Annotated in this window: 14 protein-coding genes and 1 pseudogene; 7 read left to right on the plus strand and 8 right to left on the minus strand. The window is 70.2% G+C overall.

The window, feature by feature from the left end:
* Positions 1-14 precede the first annotated feature (14 nt).
* From LDL49_RS11515 to LDL49_RS11525, 3 genes are all read left to right on the plus strand, one after another.
* Complete coding sequence (locus tag LDL49_RS11515) at positions 15-1,661, plus strand: FAD-dependent oxidoreductase (protein ID WP_225290962.1); 1,647 nt, start codon at positions 15-17, stop codon at positions 1,659-1,661.
* Complete coding sequence (locus LDL49_RS11520) at positions 1,651-3,120, plus strand: right-handed parallel beta-helix repeat-containing protein (protein ID WP_225290963.1); 1,470 nt, start codon at positions 1,651-1,653, stop codon at positions 3,118-3,120. The genes LDL49_RS11515 and LDL49_RS11520 overlap by 11 nt, the downstream gene beginning before the upstream one ends.
* A 64-nt stretch (positions 3,121-3,184) precedes the next feature.
* Positions 3,185-3,640 (plus strand): GNAT family N-acetyltransferase, encoded by a 456-nt coding sequence (locus LDL49_RS11525; protein WP_225290964.1) that lies wholly within the window; start codon positions 3,185-3,187, stop codon positions 3,638-3,640.
* Positions 3,641-3,674: 34 nt separating this feature from the next.
* Here LDL49_RS11525 and LDL49_RS11530 read toward each other — a convergent pair whose 3' ends face one another.
* Entirely contained in the window at positions 3,675-3,908 is a 234-nt protein-coding gene (locus LDL49_RS11530; protein WP_225290965.1) for a hypothetical protein, read from the minus strand.
* 117 nt (positions 3,909-4,025) lie between these two features.
* On the opposite strand from LDL49_RS11530, the pseudogene LDL49_RS11535 reads away from it, so the two are divergent.
* A pseudogene (locus LDL49_RS11535) lies at positions 4,026-4,238 on the plus strand (IS200/IS605 family transposase); the annotation flags it as partial.
* Between the two features lie 127 nt (positions 4,239-4,365).
* Here the strand turns inward: LDL49_RS11535 and LDL49_RS58320 are convergent.
* From LDL49_RS58320 to LDL49_RS11565, 6 genes are all read right to left on the minus strand, one after another.
* The gene (locus LDL49_RS58320) at positions 4,366-6,177 is read right to left on the minus strand and encodes a right-handed parallel beta-helix repeat-containing protein (RefSeq protein WP_225290966.1); all 1,812 of its coding nucleotides are present in this window, start codon (positions 6,175-6,177) and stop codon (positions 4,366-4,368) included.
* Positions 6,178-6,247: 70 nt separating this feature from the next.
* A complete protein-coding gene (locus LDL49_RS11545; RefSeq protein WP_225290967.1) occupies positions 6,248-7,015 on the minus strand; it encodes an RraA family protein in 768 nt (255 codons plus the stop codon).
* 41 nt (positions 7,016-7,056) lie between these two features.
* Positions 7,057-8,961, minus strand: a complete 1,905-nt coding sequence (locus LDL49_RS11550) for a DUF8034 domain-containing protein (RefSeq protein WP_225290968.1) — start codon at positions 8,959-8,961, stop codon at positions 7,057-7,059.
* A gap of 1 nt (position 8,962) precedes the next feature.
* Positions 8,963-9,769 carry a carbohydrate ABC transporter permease gene (locus LDL49_RS11555; protein WP_225290969.1) on the minus strand — a complete coding sequence of 269 codons (807 nt, stop codon included), beginning with the start codon at positions 9,767-9,769 and terminating at the stop codon, positions 8,963-8,965.
* Positions 9,766-10,695, minus strand: a complete 930-nt coding sequence (locus LDL49_RS11560) for a carbohydrate ABC transporter permease (protein WP_225290970.1) — start codon at positions 10,693-10,695, stop codon at positions 9,766-9,768. Before LDL49_RS11560 ends, LDL49_RS11555 begins: the two co-directional genes overlap by 4 nt.
* Positions 10,692-11,963: an ABC transporter substrate-binding protein gene (locus LDL49_RS11565; RefSeq protein WP_225290971.1), complete on the minus strand. Its 1,272-nt coding sequence runs from the start codon at positions 11,961-11,963 to the stop codon at positions 10,692-10,694. Before LDL49_RS11565 ends, LDL49_RS11560 begins: the two co-directional genes overlap by 4 nt.
* Positions 11,964-12,105: 142 nt before the next feature.
* Here LDL49_RS11565 and LDL49_RS11570 point away from each other — a divergent pair, with 142 nt between their 5' ends.
* Positions 12,106-13,191 carry an FCD domain-containing protein gene (locus LDL49_RS11570; RefSeq protein ID WP_225290972.1) on the plus strand — a complete coding sequence of 362 codons (1,086 nt, stop codon included), beginning with the start codon at positions 12,106-12,108 and terminating at the stop codon, positions 13,189-13,191.
* Here LDL49_RS11570 and LDL49_RS11575 read toward each other — a convergent pair.
* The gene (locus LDL49_RS11575; protein WP_225290973.1) at positions 13,167-15,587 is read right to left on the minus strand and encodes a glycoside hydrolase family 95 protein; all 2,421 of its coding nucleotides are present in this window, start codon (positions 15,585-15,587) and stop codon (positions 13,167-13,169) included. The two genes, LDL49_RS11570 and LDL49_RS11575, sit on opposite strands and share 25 nt — an antisense overlap.
* Positions 15,588-15,758: 171 nt before the next feature.
* Between LDL49_RS11575 and LDL49_RS11580 the strand changes: the two genes are divergently transcribed.
* Positions 15,759-16,451, plus strand: a complete 693-nt coding sequence (locus LDL49_RS11580; protein WP_225290974.1) for a FadR/GntR family transcriptional regulator — start codon at positions 15,759-15,761, stop codon at positions 16,449-16,451.
* 26 nt (positions 16,452-16,477) lie between these two features.
* Positions 16,478-17,344: an amidohydrolase family protein gene (locus tag LDL49_RS11585; RefSeq protein ID WP_225290975.1), complete on the plus strand. Its 867-nt coding sequence runs from the start codon at positions 16,478-16,480 to the stop codon at positions 17,342-17,344.
* Positions 17,345-17,403 lie beyond the last annotated feature (59 nt).

Below are 17,403 nucleotides of genomic sequence, written 5' to 3' on the forward strand. Positions count from 1 at the left end.
ACGAAAGGTTCCGCATGCCCGAACGCACCACCGACCTCGTCGTCATCGGGGGCGGTCTCGGCGGCACCGCCGCCGCGCTGACCGCCGCGCGACTGGGACAGCGGGTGATCCTGGTCGAGCGGTCCGACTGGCTCGGCGGGCAGCTCACCGCCCAGGCGGTGCCGCCGGACGAGCACCAGTGGATCGAGACGCCGCTGACCTCGCCCAGCTACCGCGAGCTGCGCGCCCGCGTCCGTGACCACTACCGGCGCAACTACCCGCTGACCGACGAGGCGCGCGCGTGGGAGACCCTCAATCCGGGGTTCGGCAACGTCTCGCGGCTGTGCCACGAGCCGCGCGTGGCGGCGCTGGTCATCCAGGAGATGCTCTCCCCGCTGATCGCCTCGGGCGCGCTGACCGTGCTGTCGCCGTTCGAGGCGGTCGCCGCCGACCGCGACGGCGAGCGGATCGGCGCGGTCCGCGTGCGCGGCCTGCGTACCGGCACGGAGATCACGCTGTGCGCGCCGCTGATCGTGGACGCCACCGAGCTGGGCGAGCTGCTGGAGCTCGCGGACATCCCGTACGTCATCGGCGCCGAAAGCGGCGCGGAGCACGGCGAGCTGCACGCGCCGGCCGTCGCCGATCCGCTCGACCAGCAGGCCGTCAGCTGGTGCTGCGCCCTGGAGTACCGAGCCGGGGAGGAGCACACCATCGACCGGCCGGCGGGATACGCGCACTGGCGCGACACCGTCGATCCGCGCTGGCCCGGCCCGCAGCTGTCCTGGGACGACGTGGTGCCGGACCTGCTGACCACCCGCACCCGCCCGCTGTTCGCCGGGGCGGCGGCGGATCTGGAAGCGGCCGGCACCGACGACCTGTGGCACTACCGGCGGATCCTCGCCCGCCGCAACCTGGAGCCCGGCTTCCCCGGCGGCGAGATCACCCTGGTCAACTGGCCGCAGATCGACTACTGGGAGCTCCCGCTGCTCGGCGTGGACGACGTGACGCGCGAGCGCGCGCTCCAGGGGGCACGCGAGCTGACCCTGTCGCTCGTGCACTGGATGCAGACCGAGGCGCCACGCCCGGACGGCGGCCACGGCTATCCGGGCCTGAGGTTGCGCGGCGACGTCACCGGCACCGAGGACGGCCTGGCCAAGGAGGTCTACATCCGCGAGTCGCGCCGGATCAAGGCGCTGTTCACCATCACCGAGCAGCACATCGGGCGCGAGATGCGCGGCGCGGAGACGGGGGCCGCCCACTTCGCCGACAGCGTCGGCATCGGCTACTACCGGATCGACCTGCACCCGAGCACCTCGGGCCGGACGTACGTCGACATCGACTGCTTCCCGTTCCAGATCCCGCTCGGCGCGCTGCTGCCGCAGGGCACCGCCAACCTGCTGGCCGCCGGCAAGAACATCGGCACGACACACATCACCAACGGCGCCTACCGCCTGCACCCGGTGGAGTGGTCGATAGGCGAGGCGGCCGGCGCTCTGTCGGCCTACTGCGCGCGCTCGCGGACCACGCCGGAGGCCGTCCACGGCACCCCGAGCCTGCTGGACGGCTTCCAGCGGCTACTGACCGACCGGCTCGGCCTCAGCCTGGCCTGGCCGGAGGACATCCGGGCCCCGCGGGCCCGGCACGACTCCATCCCCAAGGAGGTAACCGCCCATGCGAGTTGACCACCGCGCCCTGGCCGCCTTAGCCGTACTCGGCCTGGCCCTCACCCCCTCTGCCGCCGCCGCCGACTCCGGCGACATCCCGGCCGACCGGCTCCCCCCGGCTGGCTGGACCGACACCCAGTGGCGCGATCCGGGCGGCTTCACCACCATCGACGTCACCACCAAGGGCCTGCCCGCCGACAGCGCCGCCATCGACGCCTCGGCCAAGGTCGGCCAGATCATCGGCAGCACGTCGGGCAGGCGGGTGCTCTACTTCCCGCCCGGCGCCTACTACTTCAAGACCAGCCTGCTCATCTCGGCCGACGACATCATCCTGCGCGGCGCCGGCCGTACGCGGACCCGGCTGCTGATCGACGCGCCCGGGTCGGTGAACGCCGAGCTCAAGTTCGGCGGCGCCTACGTGGGCGACCCCGCGACGGTGTCGGGGTCGGTGGCCTCGGGCAGCCAGTCCATCACCGTCCCCGGCGCCGCCGGGCTGCAGGCGGGCGATTTCGTGCAGCTCTACAAGGAGGCCGGACGGTACGCGTACGGCTATCCGATCGAGACGCAGATCTTCAAGGTCCTGTCCAAGCAGGGCGACACCCTCAACCTGAACATGAAGATCGGCCTGGACTACCCGGCGTCGTCGGCCCCCAAGGTCCGCGAGATCGACATGGTGGAGAACGCCGGGGTCGACCAGCTCGCCATCGAACGGGTGAACCAGCCGACCTTGGAGAACGTCAACAACCTGACCTTCTCCATGGTGAACAACGGCTTCATCAAGGACATCGAGTCGATCCGCTCGGGCCGCTCCCACGTCAACATCTATTGGAGCAAGGACGTCTCGATCGAGCACAACCTGGTGCACGGCGCCTTCGTCAACCAGAACGGCTACGCCTACGGCATCAGCGTGAACTGGGGATCCACCCGGGTGCGGGTCAGTGACAACAAGCTGTGGGACCTGCGGCACCACATCATGCTGCAGCTCGGCGCCAACCACAACGTGATCAGCTACAACTCCCTGGAGAACCCCTTCAACGGCTACAACGACCTGGCCCTGCACGGGACGTTCGCCTACATGAACCTCATCGAGGGCAACCGCTTCTACGAGGGGTACGCCGACAACTCCAAGCTCGGCCAGGGCGAGCTGGAGGCGACCGGGCCGGGCAACACCTGGTTCCGCAACTACGCGAACAACGACGTCGGCAGCATCAACGGGCAGACGGCCCGGCAGAACGTCATCGGCAACAAGCTCGGGACGATCCGGCTGTCCGGCACCGACCACTACCACGGCGCCAACCTGGAGGGCACCACCCTGAAGTGGGGCTCGCTCAGCGAGAGCTCCACCATCCCGCCCTCCCTCTACACCGGGACGAAGCCGGCCTTCCTCGGCGGCACCCCGTGGCCGGTGTACGGTCCGGGCGCCGCTGACTGGGGCGCCGCCAACCGGCTCCCGGCGGCGAACCGGGCGAGGCCGTGACCTGTCCGGGCACCCTGATAGCCTCCGAACCGCCCATTCGGGGGTAAGGAAGGGGACCGAATCCATGAAGATCGCCGTTGACGACCTCTCCGGTCCGGAGATCGCCGCGTTCCTCGACGAGCATCTCCAGCAGATGCGGTCGATCACGCCTCTGGAGAGCAAGCACGCCCTCGACCTCGACGCGCTCCGCACGCCCGAGGTGACGTTCTGGACGGTCGTCGACGGAGACACCCTGGTCGGCTGTGGCGCGATCAAGCGGCTGGACGCCGGCCACGCCGAGGTGAAGTCGATGCGCACCCGGCCGGTGCGCCGGCGCAGCGGGGTGGCGTCCCTGCTGCTGGGGCACATCATCGCCGAGGCCAGGCGCATGGGCTTCACCCGGCTCAGCCTTGAGACCGGCTCCGACGAGTTCTTCCTGCCGGCCAGGAGGCTGTACGAGAAGTTCGGGTTCGCCTACTGCGAGCCGTTCGCGGACTACCGGCCCGACCCGAACAGCGCGTTCATGACAAGGACGCTTTGACGTGCTCCTCCGCATTGGAGGGTTCCTGTGCTGCTTAGGCAGCAGCTCGCAGCGCCTTGAACGTCGGGCGTTCGGCCGGATGGTCGGGGTTGAAGAAGTTCGCCCACGCCTGCCGGTAGGTCTTCAGCACGGCTTGTGCGGCCTGAGCGGGCAGTTGCCCCATCCACGCGATCTCGTGGCGGGCTTGCCGAATCGCCGCGTCGCACTCCGTCAGTGACGCGAGGCGGCCCTGACGGAAGGTCGTGAACTCATGGAGCAGGTTCCACACGGCACGCGCGGTGTGGGCCTTGACCGTCCAAGACGGCTGATTGCCGCTTGTCCAACGCCAAGCGCGCCACGTGCGCACGAGTCCGCTTCACCTGCTCCACGCGCTGATCGTATCGGTTTGGTTTATGTCACCGCGATGGAATGCAAACCGCTGATCCGCTGCGAGGAACTCATGCGCGAGGTATGCGCCGACTTCGAGGTCGGACTGCGCGAGTTCAACGGCGAGCACGACCACGTCCACCTCTTGGTCCACTACCCGCTCAAGGTCGCCCTGCCCAAACTCGTCAATTCACTGAAAGGGGTCTCGGCCCGAATCCTTCGCAAGAAGCGCTGGCCCACATTCTGGTAGACACGGCGATTCTCCCCTTGCCCGAACCTTCCGCATAATGGCGCTATGGGACTGGGCCCCGCGACAATCGCCGCGGAGCCCCTTGTCCAGTTGGGGATCGGGAACACGTCTAGCTGGGGATCGGGTACGGGAACGCGCTCGTCACGCCGATCTTGTCGTACTCCATCTTCGAGGTGTCGAAGCCGTCCACCCAGTTGGCGTTGGTGACCTCGTTGCACTTGTAGGCCTGGTACTTGTCGTCACTGACCTTGCCCACCTCGACGTTGGAGATGGCGAAGCCGCACCCTCCCGCGTCCATGTGCACGCCGCGGGTGCCGGAGTCCGGCATCTGCCCGGCGGGGTCGTTGATGACGTCACCGATCACCATCTGCGAGACGTAGTTGTCGATCGGGTGCGGCTCGACGTTGTGCACGCCATAGGTGTAGAAGGCGCCCATGTCGCCGCTGTCGAGGCCGGTCTCCTCCAGGCGGATGTAGGAGAACTTGTTGTTGCGGGCGTAGTTGTCCTCGTTCTTGATCTCGGGGCGGACCTCCAGGCTGATGCCGTAGCGGGCGCTGTGCTTGACGACGATGTTGCTGACGGTGTTGTTGCCCGTGCTCATCAGTTCGATGCCGGCCGCGTCGCCGGGGACCAGCTCGCCGACGTGGGAGATGTAGTTGTTCGTGATCGTGTGATGCCCGGAGATGTCGCCTTCGCCGGGGTAGCCGCCCTCCACCTTGATCCCGTCGCCGCCGAGGTTGTCCAGCAGGCTGTCCGACACCTTGACCCGCTCGTTGGCGAAGAGCAGGAAGACGCCCGTGTAGCCGCTGTCGGACAGGTGCAGCCTGGTCAGGTCGATGTCGCGGGAGTTCGTCACGGTGATCATGCCGAACCTGTTGCGCGGCATCTCGATCTGCCGGTCGTAGATCGGGTACTTGTGCTCGTAGCCCGAGTCGCCCGGGGCGTTCCAGCCGTAGCGGTACCAATCGACGAAGTCGGAGTACTGCAGCTGCAGCCCGTCGAAGGCGAGATTCTGCACCCGTCGATCCGGGGAGGACCCGGCCAGCGAGATGATCGTCTTGACGGTGGGGGCCATGACCTTGTCGATCGAGCCCTTCGGCCAGTAGTAGACCTCGCTGTTGGCGAAGTCGAAGTAGTACTCGCCCGGCTGGTCCAGGAAGCGCAGGGTGTTCTGCAGGAAGTAGCGCGAGCCGCTGCGGCTGTTGACGAGGCTGAAGCGGGCGTCGTTGTTGAGGGTGAAGAAGTTCTTGCGGAAGTCGGCTCCGCCGAGTGGCACGGTGTCGGTGAACCAGCTCCAGGAGCCGCCGGACCAGACGACCATCTGGGCGTTCTTGTCGAAGTCGGCGTCCCACTCCTTCGGGATGTCCTTGGGGTCGAAGAAGAGCCAGTTGTGCACGGCCTGGTATTCCGCCTCGGGCAGCACCGAGAACAGGTACGGCGACCACAGGTCGTGGCTGGTCCTGTTCGGGTAGCGGGCGGTGGTGGCGCGCTTGCCGTCCTCGAACAGGGTGTAGAAGCCGCGGTCGACCTTGGTCTTGTAGATGGTGTCGTTGTACTTCTGCCAACCGGTCAGCGGCTTGGCCCCGAGCAGCCTGGCCTTGCCGGGGCCGTCGGCGCTGCGGTAGGTGATCTTGTGGCCGTTCTCGCCGGAGTCGGCCTCGGTGAAGGTGATCGTCTTGTCGACCACGTAGTCACCGGTCTTGACGTTGACCACGATGTCGCACTTCTGGTGCTTCTTCTTCTCCCGCAGCTGGTCGCGGGCCTGCTCGACGGACTTCCACGGACGCTGGGCACTGCCGTCGGCCCGGTCGCCGCCCGTGGGGGACACGTAGTAGTCGCACGTGGCCTTCTCCGCCGCCGCCGTCGGTGCGGTCAGGCCGCCCAGCAGTAAGACGACCGTGCCCAAGGATCTGAAGATCACTGGCTCTCCTTTGCTTCGCGCCACCACGTGCACTCGGCGCGGGTCTGGACGACCCCGCCCAAGGACCGGATCACTGGCTCTCCTTTGCTTCGCGCCACTGCTCGTACTCGGCGCGGGTCTGGGGGGTTAGGGGGTAGTAGTCCGACAACGCGCCCCCGTCCTCGATGCGGGCGCGGCTGTAGCGCTCCCACTGCTCGTGGTCGGCGGCGGCTTCGATCACCGACTCGGCGCGGCGGCGCGGCACCACCACGGCGCCGTCGTCGTCGGCGACGAGCAGGTCGCCGGGGAGCGCGAGCGCCCCGCCGACGGCGACCGGCACGTCATAGGCCCACGGGAACAGCTCCGCCTGCGAGGCGTAGTGCGGGGTCGCGCCCGTGGACCAGATCGGCACGTCCAGCTCGGCGACCCGGGGCAGGTCCCTGATGCGGCCGTCCACGACGATGCCCGCGCCGCCCTTGCGCTTGAAGTAGCGGACCAGCATGTCGCCGAAGCAGCCGGTGTAGGCGCTGCCGTACGCCTGGACCACGAGCACGTCGCCGGGCCGCACCTCCTCCAGGACCGCCCACAGCGCGGTGTGCCGCTCGACGTACTCCTGGCCGAGGCCCGAAGCGATGTCCTCGCGCTGCGGCATGAACTGCAGCGTCCGGACCCGGCCGGCGATCTTCTGCCCCGGCGCCAGCGGAAGCGGTCCCTCGACGAAGGTCCGCCGGATGCCCTGGGCGTGCAGTTTCGCGCAGGCGGTGGCCGAGCTGATCCGGGACAGCCCGGCCACGAGGGCGGGATCGGGTTCGGCGGGCAGCGGCCCGCGAACGGGAAGGTCCCAGATGGGGTCGTCCATGAAACTCCTCGGTAGAAGTCGTGAGAGCGGCTCGGTAGGGGTCAGTAGTGCTGGTGCGACGGGGTGCGGACGCGCGCGGTCGTGTGCAGGTCGAGCCGGATGCGGCGGCCGGGCGGCAGCTCCACGAGCAGCCGCGGCCCGCCCACCGCCACCTCCCGCTCGGCCTCACTGACCGGGGGTGCGGTGTAGGAGCGCGGGTCGCCCGGGTAGCCAGGCTCGGCCCCGGTCACCACCGCCCGGTCGATGTCGTGCTCGCCGAACGCGCCCGCCTGCACCACGACCCGGCGGGTACGGCTCAGCCCGAGGTTCACCAGCTCGACGCGGACGCCGTCGGGACGTACCGAGTCGACCAGCGCGGCCACGTCGGCGGGCAGGCCGGGGCGGTGCCGGTCGGCGTCGAAGTAGGCCAGCCGCGTCGGCAGCAGCCCGCCGTTGTAGAGGACCTGCGGCGTGCCCGTGACCAGCTGCAGCAGCGCCTCGGTGAGCACCGGGTTGAGCCGTTGCCAGTGGTGCACGTGGATGGTGGCCAGGTCCGCCTGGTCGGCGTCGATGAGCGCCATCCGTCGCTGCACCTGGCCGAGCGCGGTGGCCAGCATGGCCTCGGGGAAGCCGGGGTTGGCGCCGCGCAGGTACTCCAGCCAGGGCGCCTCGTGTCCGGCCTCCTCCTTGTTGCGGAAGGCCCGTACCGTGGTCCAGTCGTAGCCCGAGGCCGCGCGCAGCCGGTCGAGCCGGTCGGCGTCCTCGGTGGACCGGCTCGCGTGCCACAGCCAGACGGGCAGGCCGAGCTGCGGCGGCTGGAAGTCGAACCAGCCGCCGTCGTCGTGCCGGTTGGGCACCAGCATGGTGGGCCGCCCGGCCTCCTCGCCCAGCTCGGCCAGCCACCGGTCGCTGGTGCTCATCTCCGTGCCGGTCACGCTCGCCTGCCTGGCGTGGGCGTACACGCTCTCCAGGGGGTCGCGGCCGATGGCGAGCGTGGCGTCGTCGCCGGTCAGCAGGTGGGCGTTGACCGCGGCGACGGCCGCGGCGGCGCCGACGCTGTAGAGGCCGTGCGGCCACTGCCAGCCGTAGTTGCCGCCGTACCACCGGCCGCCGTGCAGCTCGCCGACCTTGCCCGACGGGCCGACGTTGTCGGGGAGCACGCCGCCGTTGGCGGCGGCCCGCTCCTGCCAGGCGCCGATGTAGCGCAGCGCCCAGTCGCGGTAGCGGTCGTCGCCGTCGTACAGCCAGGCGTTGACGGCCAGGCTGGTGGCGGCCAGGTTGACAGCCACGTCGCCGCGGCCGATCCGCTCGCTCATCGCGGCGCCCATGCGGGCGGCGTTGCCGGGATCGGCCAGGTCCGCCCAGGTGGTGATCCCCGGCAGGTCGCGCAGCGGCAGGCCGTACGGTCGCATGCTGGTCAGGCCCGCGTGGTAGGAGGCCCACTCCCGCTGCAGGCCGTAGCGGGGGCCGCCGGCGCCGTTGTGCGGGGCGCGGATGAGGTCGAGATCGGCGTCGTAGTTGGCCGAGCCGGGCAGGTAGAGCCCGGCGAAGCGGCGGGCGCGCTCGCGGAAGCGCTCGTCGCGCGGGTCGGCGGCGCAGATGCCGTAGAACAGCAGCAGTGACTCGCCCTGGTGGAACCAGTCGTAGCCGCGCTCGAACTCCGCCACCAGGTAGCCGAGCTCGGTGAGCTGCGCGGTCACGCCCTCCCAGTGGTGCTTGGCCGCGTCGAGCAGGTCGTCGGCGCCGCCGAGCTGGTAGAGCGCCGGCCAGTTGAAGAACGCCTCGTAGAAGTCGTCGGCGCCGTCCCGGTCCTCGGTGGCGCCGTGGTAGATGAGCCGCCCGTCGGGCCCGCAGTAGCGGGCGGCGAAGGCCCGCCACGCCTCGTCGAGGGCGTCGAACAGCCTGCGTTCGAGCACCGCCCAGGCAGGCGGCGTGCCAAGAGGGACGGTCGCGGTGATCTCCCGCATGTCAACCTTTCGTGGCCCCGGCGGTGAGGCCGCTGATGATGTGCCGTTGCATGAAGACGAAGAAGACCAGGAGCGGGGCGATGGCCAGCAGCAGCGTCGGGAAGACCACCGTGTAGTCGGTGGAGTACTGGCTGACCGCCGCGTAGACGCCGGTGGTCACCGTGTACAGGCCGCTGCCGGGGCCCAGGATGATCTGCGGGTTCACGAAGTCGTTCCACACCGAGAAGGTGTTGAGGATGACCATCGTGGCGACCGCGGGCCGCATCAGCGGGAAGACGATCTGCCAGAACGTCCGCAGCCGCCCCGCCCCGTCCACGGCCGCCGCCTGGTCGAGCACGGCCGGGACGGTGGCGATGTAGCCCGCGTACAGGAAGATCGAGAACGGCAGCGTGAGCACGGTCTCGAACAGCACGAACCCGCGGATCGTCCCCATCAGCCCGAGCGTCTTGAGCACGTAGACCACCGGGATGACCAGCACCTGCCCCGGGATGAACGTCCCGGCCAGGAAGAACAGCATCAGCACCCGGAAGCGGCGCTTCGGGCTGCGCGCGATCACGTAGGCGGCGGGCGCGGCCAGCACCACCGAGAGCAGGTTGACCGACACTACGAACAGCAGGGTGACCGCGTACCCCTTGACCACGTTGAACTGCGGGTTCGTCAGCGCCCTGCCCAGGGGCTCCAGCGTGAGGCCCCCCAGGCCGAACGGGTTGGCCAGGATGTCCTGCTGGTCCTTGAACGCGTTGACGGTCAGCACGTACAGGGGGATGAGCATGAAGGCGACGGTCGCCCAGAGGAAGGGCTTTCTCACTGGTGCACCGCCAGCTCGCCGCGCCTGCGCAGCCGGGTCACCACGAACGCCAGCGCCGCCGTCACCAGCATGAGCAGCACCGACTGCGCCGAGCCGAAGCCGAGGCGGGCGTCGTGGAAGGAGTTCCACAGGATGAGGTAGGCGACGGTCTGCGTCTGACCGGCCGGGCCGCCCGCCGTCAGCGACACCACCAGGTCGTACGTCTTGAGCAGCGTCACCAGCGACAGCACGATGTTGACCGTCACGGACGGGCCCAGGGCGGGCAGCGTCACGTTCCTGAACACCTGGAGGCGGGTCGCGCCGTCGATGCGCGCCGCCTCGATCAGGGAGTGCGGTACGGCCTGCAGTCCGGCCAGGTACAGCACGACGTTGACGCCGAACCCCGCCCACACCAGCACCGCGATCATGGTGATCGTGGCCCAGGTCGGATCGGACAGGAACGGCAGCACCTCGCCGCCCCAGGTGGTCACCAGGTTGTTGACCGCGCCGGTGGTGCCGAGGATCGCCGACCAGAGGAAGCCGACCACGAGGGCGCTGAGCACGTGCGGGTAGAACAGCACGATCCGGAAGAACGTGTTCGCCCTGGAGACGCCGTTCACCAGGAGGGCGAATCCGAGACCCAGGAGGTTGAGCCCGGCCGTGCCCGCCGCCGCGACCAGCAGGGTGACGAGGGCGGCGCGGCGCAGCTCGGGGTCGTCCAGGAGGTTGACGTAGTTGGCGGCGCCGACGAAGGCGGGGTTGGCGCTGAAGCCGTCCCAGTCCGTCAGGCTCAGGTAGAGGGCCAGGCCGACCGGGACGATCAGCATCACGATGTAGAGGACGGTGGCGGGGGCGACCATGATCGCGGTGACCCAGCCGTCGCGCGTTCTGGGTTTCCGCCGCACGACCGGGGTGGTGACGAGGGGTGCTTCCCGGGTGAGCGTCATTTACGGCCGGCCAGCCAGCGGTCCACGCCCTCGGCCACTTCCTTGGGCGACTTGCCCACGTACAGGCCCTGGACCTCGGTGTTCCAGGCGGCGTTGAAGCTCTTGGGCAGGGTCGCGTCCCCGTACCCCTCACCCTGCGGGACCCCGGAGGGGGCGGTGTCGAGGATCTCCTGCACCTGCTTCTCCAGCGGGGTGAACTCGCGCTCCACGCCGCTGCGGAAGTTGCCGTCCTGCTTGAGCTGGCTCTTGACCGCCGCAGGGTCGGTGACGAGCCACCGCACCAGCTTGACCGCCGCGTCCTTCTGCGGGGTGGACTTGAGGATCATGTACGGGGCCGCCATCGTGGCGCCCTGCGGGCCCGGGTAGCGCAGGCCCTTGTCGACCGGGGCGGGGAAGACGCCGACTTCGAAGTCCTTCTTGGCCTTGGCCTCGGCGGCGGTGAACCAGCTGCCCATGACGTACATCGCCGACTTGCCGGACAGGAACGCGGTCTCGGCGTCGGCGTACTTCATGCCCAGGGCGTTCTTGTCGACGTAGCCCTTGTCGATCCAGGTGAGGTAGCGCTCCAGGAACGGCAGCAGCGACTCGCCCGCTTTGAGCTTGCCGGCCTTGATGTCCTGCTGCCAGGTGGGGTGCGCCTGGGCGCGCGACGGGCTGGACAGCTGCAGCAGCTGGAGCCCGGTCAGGAACTCGCCGCCGGTCTGCAGCGGCAGCGTCCCGGCCGCCTTGAGCTTGCCCATGACCGTGTCGAACTCGTCGAGCGTGGTCGGCGGCCGGTCGATCCCGGCCTTGTCGAACGTGGCCTTGTTGTAGAAGACCAGCGACTGCGCCTGCACGCCGACGCCGACCGTGTAGACCCTGCCGTTCAGGCTCGCCTCCTTGACCAGCGGCGTGTCCTTGGCCCACGGCTGGTCGGTCAGGTCGAGCATCTGCTTGGAGAGCGTCTCGTCGGCCGTCAGCGTCTCGACCACGTCGGGCGCGTTGCCCGCGGCGAGCTGCTGGGGCAGCGTGTCGGCCACGCCCTTGCCGGTCGGCGCCTCGATCTTGACGTCGATGCCGGGATTGGCCTGCTCGAACGGCTTGACCAGCCCGTCCCAGTACGCCTGGGTGAGGTTCGGGGTGATGTTGACCAGCATCCGTACGGTGACCTGGCCCCCCTCGCTCTGCTGCGCCTGCGAGCCGCCGGCGAAGCCGCCCCCGCCGCAGCCGGCGAGCAGGAGCAGGCCGCCGATGGCGGTCAGGGCGTGAATGGGACGTGGGGAGCGCATCGCACCTCCAGGGGAGACGCCTTTTAATGGGTCGTCACTCGATTAACGATTATTTAATACGTAGGTCACATAGACTCGTCAAGAGCCACGTAAATAGGTTGCGAGCGGATTGCCTGAGTCATAAATACGTTAGGATGGGCGGATGGCTGGACGCGAGGACGGCAAGTGGCTGGTGCTGGGCGCGGAGGAGCTGGCCGCCCTGCGGGCATGGGCGGAGGGGGCCGGCGACAGCCTGAGCCTGCGCAGCCGCATCGTGCTCGCCTGCGCCGAGGGCCTGCCCCGCAACGAGATCGCGACGCGGCTCGCGGTGAGCCCCGCGACCGTGGCCAAGTGGCGCGACCGCTTCGTCGAACGCGGCCTCGACGGCCTGGCCGACGCCCCGCGCCCCGGCCGCCCGCGCACCGCGGAGCGGCGCGAGGCCGAACGCGTGATCGCCGCCGCGGCCACCGGCCCGGCCGTCCCCTCGACGCGCACGATGGCCAGGCAGCTCGGCCTCTCGCAGTCCACGGTGGCGCGCATCTGGCAGGAGCAGCAGGTCGCGCCGCCCGCGGACCGGCAGGTGCCGAGAGAGCTGCTGTCCGACCGGGTCTACGAGCTGCTGCGCGGCTGGATCGTCGCCGGTGAGCTGGTGGCGGGGCAACGGCTGGTGGAGTCGGAGATCGCCCGCCGGGTCGGCACCAGCCAGGCCCCGGCCAGGGAGGCGATCAAGCGGCTGGCGCACGAGGGCCTGGTCATCTCCTATCCCAACCGGGGCAGCTACGTCGCGGAGATCTCCGACGAGCAGGCCCGCGAGGTCCGCGACATCCGGGTGCTGCTGGAGGAGTACGCCGCCCGCGAGGCCGCCACCCGCGTCCGGCCCGAGACGCTGCGGCAGCTGGCCGCCGACGTGCAGGCGATGCGGCGGGCGGCGGGTGACGGCGACATCGGCGCGTTCCGGGACGCCGACCTGGCCTTCCACCGGCGCGTCTGCGCCGCCTGCGGCAACTCCTTCCTGCTGCGGCTGTGGCGGACCATCGAGTCCAACCTGTGGAGCCTGCATGTGGTCGGCAACCCGCTCTACGGGGGCGACTGGGGGGCGATGGCGGGCCACCACGACGACCTGGTGGCGGCGCTGGCCTCCGGCGACCCGGAGGAGGCGGCCCGCCTGTTCGCCGCCCACGCCAGGGGCGAGGCGTCCCGCACCCCGCCCCGTACCCGGCGTGGTCAGGCGGACGCGGTCACTTCGTAGACCCCGCCGCGCCGGGTGTCGAACACGATCACTCCCGGCTCCGGCCGTTCGGCCTTGACCGGCCTGCCGTGCTCGGTCACCGTGACCTCCTTCGCGGTGCGCAGCGTGAGCTTCCGTCCCAGATCCGAGCGGATCTTCCCGCGCAGTACGGCCCCGCCGGCCCACTCCAGGTCGATCTCGAAGCCGCCCCGGGCCCGCAGCCCGCGGAACGACCCGGCCGGCCAGACCGAGGGCAGCGCCGGCAGCAGGTGCACCTGGTCGCCGTGGCTCTGCAGCAGCATCTCGGTGATCCCCGAGGTCCCGCCGAAGTTGCCGTCGATCTGGAACGGCGGATGCAGGTCGAACATGTTGGGCGCGGTCCGGGCGGGTAGCAGCAGGTTGCTCAGCCGCTTGTACGCCTCGGGCGCGTCCAGCAGCCGAGCCCAGAAGTTGATCTTCCAGGCCAGCGACCAGCCCGCCCCCGCCTCCCCCCGCAGCTCCAGTGTCCGGCGGGCGGCCGTGGCCAGCTCGGGGGACAGGCGCGGGTCGATCTGGTGGCTCGGGAACAGCCCCCACAGGTGGGAGATGTGCCGGCTGCGCGACAACGCGGCGTCGCCCCGGTAGTCCTCCTGCCACTCCTGGATCTGGCCGAGATGACCCACCTGGGTGGGCACCAGCCGGGAGCGGGCCTGCTTCACCTGCTCCCGCATCCCCTCCTCCAGCCGCAGGATCGTCGAGGCCTCCTCGAAGGCGCCGAACAGGTCCCGCAGGATCTGCATGTCCATGGTGGGACCGGCGCAGATGCTGACGTTCTCGCCGCCGTCCTCGTGGTGGCCGACCTCGGGGGAGTGCGAGGGGTTGGTCACCAGGTAGCCGGTCCTGGGGTCGGTCTGCAGCGTGTCCAGGAAGAACTGGACCGAGCCCTTGATCAGCGGGAAGTGCTCGCGCAGCCGCCGCTCGTCGCCCGTGTAGAGGTAGTGCTCCCACATCGTCAGGCAGAGCCACGCGCCGCCGCTCGGCCACACGCCGTAGAAGGCGAAGTCGACGGGCGCGGTGCCCCGCCAGCCGTCGGTGTTGTGGTGGGCCACCCAGCCGCCCGCGCCGTACTGCGTCCTGGCGGTCCTGGCCCCCGACTCGGCCAGGTCCTTGATCAGGTCGAACAGCGGCTCCATGCACTCGGTGAGGTTGGCCGGCGCGGCCGGCCAGTAGTTCATCTCGCAGTTGATGTTGATGGTGTACTTCGACTCCCACGCGGGGGTGAGCGAGTCGTTCCAGATGCCCTGCAGGTTGGCCGCGTAGCCGGGGGAGCGGGAGCTGGAGATCAGCAGGTAGCGGCCGTACTGGAAGTACAGCGCCGCGAGCTGTGGGTCGGTGTCGAGCTGCTTGCGGGCGATGCGCTCGTCGGTCGGCAGCGCGACGGCCTCGGAGGTGCCCAGGTCGATCGCCACCCGCCCGAACAACCGCTGATAGTCCCGTACGTGCCGATGCGCCAGCACCTCGTACGGCCGCCCGCTCGCCCGCCGCAGATGCCGCTCCGCCACCTGGGCGGGGTCGCCGCCGACGTCCTTGAAGTTGCGGTAACTGGAGCCCATGGAGATCAGCAGCGTGACCTCGTCGGCGCCCTCCACCACCAGCGTGCCACCGTCGGTGCGGACCGTGCCGCCCTTCGCCTCGGCCCTGGCCAGGGCCTGGAAGCGCACCTCGCCCTTCATGCCCTGGGTGTCGCCGCTGACCCCGTCGAGCGCGATCGTGGCCCGGCCGGCCGCGGCCGTGGTCGAGCTCTGCGCGCTGGAGAAGGCCGCCTGGAACGTCACCGCGCCCGGCTTGTCGGCCGTGTGACGGACGACGATGAGCTGGTCGGGGTTGCTGGCGAAGACCTCGCGGGTGTGGCGGACGCCGTCGCGGACGTAGGTCACCGTGGTGACGGCGCGGGTCAGGTCGAGCTCGCGGCGGTATTCGGTGAACTCCGCGGACCCCGGGAACGTCAGCGTGAGGTCGCCGAGCACCTGGTAGGGGGCCTGCTCGCTGGGCCTGCCGAGGAACTTCTGGTCGGCCAGGTTCTGCGCCGCCTGCCACTTGTCCTCCCAGACCAGCTGCCTGATCTGTGGGAGGGCGGCCAGCGCCTCGGGGCTGTCGTAGGTGTGCGGGCCGCCGGCCCAGATGCTGTCCTCGTTGAGCTGGAGGCGTTCGGTCGCCACGCCGCCGAAGACCATGGCGCCGAGCCGCCCGCAGCCGACCGGTAATGCCTCCAGCCAGGCGGCGGCGGGCTTGCCGTACCAAAGAGTGAGGGGATGGTCCCGCGCGGACGGCTCGGCCCGCGCGGGTCCGGCGGCGATGCCGTTGGTGAGCAGGGAACCGGCGGCGGCTCCCAGCCCGGTCGTGAGCACGCCCCTGCGTGTGTAGCCGTGGGTCACCATTGCTCCTCTTATTTCGCTTTCGCGGAGATTTATGCGGATGGGCCAAGGCGGACGTGGGATGTATTAGTACGCTCGATCATCGTCGGCTGTCTAGTTCCCCACGTCCGGCGCATGGGGCTGGCCAGAACATGGGATGTTTGTTAGATTCCAGCTGGCGAACGAGAGGATCAGATGTCCCTGACTGACGAGGCCATCGCCCGGATCCGGCAACTCATCCTGTCCGGAGACCTACCGCCCGGCTCGCGGCTGCCGCCAGAACCGCAGCTCGCCGCCCAGCTCGGCGTCTCGCGCAATCCGCTGCGCGAAGCCGTCAAGGCGCTGGTCGTCGCACGGGTCCTCGACGTGCGCAGGGGCGACGGCACGTACGTCACCAGCCTGGAGCCGGCGCTCCTGCTCGAAGGGCTCGGGATCGCCATCGAGCTGCTGCGTGACGACACGCTCATGGAGGTCATCGAGACCCGGCGGCTGTTCGAGCCGGTCGCCACGGCGCTGGCCGCCACCCGCGTGTCCGACGCCCAGCTGGCGGTCATCGGGGAGCAGCTGGCGGCCATGCGGGAGGTCAGCGGCGACGTCGAGAAGCTCAACCACTTCGACGCCGCCTTCCACCGCGCGGTCGTGGCGGCGACCGGCAACGAGACGCTGTGCACGCTGCTCGACGGCATCTCCGGCCGGACGACGCGGATGCGCGTGTGGCGCGGGAGCGTGGTGGCGGGCAGCGCGGACCGCACGCTGGCCGAGCATCAGGCGATCTACGACGCCCTCGCCGCGCGTGACGCCCCGCTGGCCCAGGCCGCGGCGCTGATGCACATCAGCACGACCGAGAGCTGGTTCCGCCTCGTCCTCGCCGCCGAGCCGCCGCGATGACCGCCATGGACCCGCCTGGGACGGAGGTGTCTGGGACGGAAGCGTCTGGGACGGAGGCGCCTTGGGTAGACGCGCATCACCACGTCTGGGACCTCGGCGTCCGGGCCCACGGCTGGCTCGATGCCGAGAAGCTGGCGCCGATCCGCCGCACGTTCACCCTCGACCGGCTCGCCGAGCACGCGGCCGCGGCGGGAGTGGGCCGGACCGTGCTGGTGCAGGTGCTCCCCGACCTGACGGAGACTGTGGAGTTCCTGGCCTTGGCCGCCGAGTCCGAGCTGGTGGCGGGGGTCGTGGGCTGGGTCGATCTCACCGCGCCCGCCGTCGCCGAGACGCTGGCCGGCCTGCCCGGCGGGCTGGTGGCGATCCGCCACGGCGTGCAGGCCGAGCCCGACCCCGGCTGGCTCACCCGCCCGGACGTCCGCCGCGGGCTGGCCGCCGTGGCATCGGCGGGTCTGGCCTACGACCTGCTCACCCTGCCGCACCAGCTGCCCGCGGCCATCGATACGGTGGCCGCGCTGCCCGAGCTGACGTTCGTGCTCGACCACCTGTCCAAGCCGCCCATCGCCTCGGGGCAGCTCGAACCGTGGGCGAGCCGGATCCGGGAGCTGGCCGCACACCCCAACGTGTACTGCAAGCTGTCCGGGATGGTCACCGAGGCCGACTGGGCGTCCTGGCGGGTGACCGACCTGTGGCCCTACGCCGAGACCGTGCTGGCGGCGTTCGGGCCGGAGCGGGTGATGTTCGGGTCGGACTGGCCGGTCTGCCTGCTCGCGGCCGACTACGAGCGGGTCGTGTCGGTGGCCGAGGAGCTGTGCGCGGGGCTGTCGGCGGGGGAGCGCGCGGCCGTCTTCGGCGGTACGGCCCGCCGGGCGTACCGGCTCGGGGACGGCTGACGCGGAACACCCGCCCAGACCCGCGGGGCGCTTGGAGACCGTTGACGCGGAGCCCCGCC

It is taken from the genome of Nonomuraea aurantiaca, assembly GCF_020215705.1.
Taxonomy (GTDB): Bacteria; Actinomycetota; Actinomycetes; order Streptosporangiales; family Streptosporangiaceae; genus Nonomuraea; species Nonomuraea aurantiaca.

What these genes read in the sequence shown, in the direction of transcription:
- LDL49_RS11515 (WP_225290962.1), top strand. Translation starts at nt 15, where the DNA reads ATGCCCGAACGCACCACCGACCTCGTCGTCATCGGGGGCGGTCTCGGC.
- LDL49_RS11520 (WP_225290963.1), top strand. Translation starts at nt 1,651, where the DNA reads ATGCGAGTTGACCACCGCGCCCTGGCCGCCTTAGCCGTACTCGGCCTG.
- LDL49_RS11525 (WP_225290964.1), top strand. Translation starts at nt 3,185, where the DNA reads ATGAAGATCGCCGTTGACGACCTCTCCGGTCCGGAGATCGCCGCGTTC.
- LDL49_RS11545 (WP_225290967.1), bottom strand. Translation starts at nt 7,015, where the DNA reads ATGGACGACCCCATCTGGGACCTTCCCGTTCGCGGGCCGCTGCCCGCC.
- LDL49_RS11550 (WP_225290968.1), bottom strand. Translation starts at nt 8,961, where the DNA reads ATGCGGGAGATCACCGCGACCGTCCCTCTTGGCACGCCGCCTGCCTGG.
- LDL49_RS11560 (WP_225290970.1), bottom strand. Translation starts at nt 10,695, where the DNA reads ATGACGCTCACCCGGGAAGCACCCCTCGTCACCACCCCGGTCGTGCGG.
- LDL49_RS11565 (WP_225290971.1), bottom strand. Translation starts at nt 11,963, where the DNA reads ATGCGCTCCCCACGTCCCATTCACGCCCTGACCGCCATCGGCGGCCTG.
- LDL49_RS11570 (WP_225290972.1), top strand. Translation starts at nt 12,106, where the DNA reads ATGGCTGGACGCGAGGACGGCAAGTGGCTGGTGCTGGGCGCGGAGGAG.
- LDL49_RS11575 (WP_225290973.1), bottom strand. Translation starts at nt 15,587, where the DNA reads ATGGTGACCCACGGCTACACACGCAGGGGCGTGCTCACGACCGGGCTG.
- LDL49_RS11580 (WP_225290974.1), top strand. Translation starts at nt 15,759, where the DNA reads ATGTCCCTGACTGACGAGGCCATCGCCCGGATCCGGCAACTCATCCTG.